This window comes from Paraburkholderia fynbosensis, from assembly GCF_902859935.1.
GTDB classification, from domain to species: domain Bacteria; phylum Pseudomonadota; class Gammaproteobacteria; order Burkholderiales; family Burkholderiaceae; genus Paraburkholderia; species Paraburkholderia fynbosensis.
The window spans coordinates 1-1,007 of the sequence record NZ_CADIKI010000077.1 but is presented as its reverse complement, the minus strand read 5'-3'; the positions used below and the strand labels follow the sequence as shown (position 1 = coordinate 1,007).

Here is a 1,007-nt window from a genome sequence, read left to right as displayed (position 1 = left end):
GGTCCGGTGTAATTCGCGCTCGGCCGGATGATCTTGTTGTCGATACGCTGCTCGATGATGTGCGCACTCCAGCCGGCCGTGCGCGCGATCACGAAGATCGGCGTGAACATCGCTGTGGGCACGCCCATCATGTGATACGAGACCGCGCTGAACCAGTCGAGATTCGGGAACATCTTCTTCGCGTCCCACATCACCGATTCGAGCCGCTCGGCGATATTGAACAGCTTCGGGTTGCCCGCTTCCTTCGAGAGTTTCCTGGCGACTTCCTTGATGACCTTGTTGCGCGGATCGGAGATCGTGTACACCGGGTGGCCGAAGCCGATCACCACTTCCTTGTTTTCCACGCGGCGGCGAATATCGGCCTCGGCTTCATCCGGGCTCTGATAGCGCGACTGGATCTCGAACGCGGCTTCGTTGGCGCCGCCGTGCTTCGGTCCGCGCAGCGCGCCGATCGCACCGGTGATCGCCGAGTAGAGGTCCGAGCCCGTGCCCGCGATCACGCGGCCGGTAAACGTCGACGCGTTGAACTCGTGTTCGGCGTACAGGTTCAGCGACACGTGCATGGCATCGACCCACGACTTCGACGGCTCGACGCCATGCAGCAGATGCAGGAAGTGGCCGCCGATCGAATCGTCGTCGGTCTCGACTTCGATGCGCTTGCCGTTGTGCGAGTAGTGATACCAGTACAGCAGCATCGAGCCGAGCGAGGCCATCAGCTTGTCGGCGATGTCGCGTGAGCCCGGCAGGTTGTGATCGTCTTTCTCCGGCAGCACGGTGCCGAGCACCGACACGCCGGTGCGCATCACATCCATCGGATGCGCGGCGGCGGGAATCCATTCGAGCGCGGCCTTGACGTTCGCGGGCAGGCCGCGCAAGCCCTTGAGCCTGGTCTTGTAGGCAGTCAGTTCGGCCTGGGTCGGCAGCTTTTCGTGGACCAGCAGATAGGCGATCTCTTCGAATTCGCACGCGCTCGCGATGTCGAGAATGTCGTAGCCGCGATAATGCAG

At 62.4% G+C, this 1,007-nt stretch carries 1 protein-coding gene; it reads right to left on the bottom strand.

Annotated features, from left to right (window positions below; genetic code table 11):
* On the bottom strand, positions 1–1,007 hold a 1,007-nt coding region (gene prpC / locus HV770_RS38065; RefSeq protein WP_175166535.1), incomplete at both ends, for a bifunctional 2-methylcitrate synthase/citrate synthase.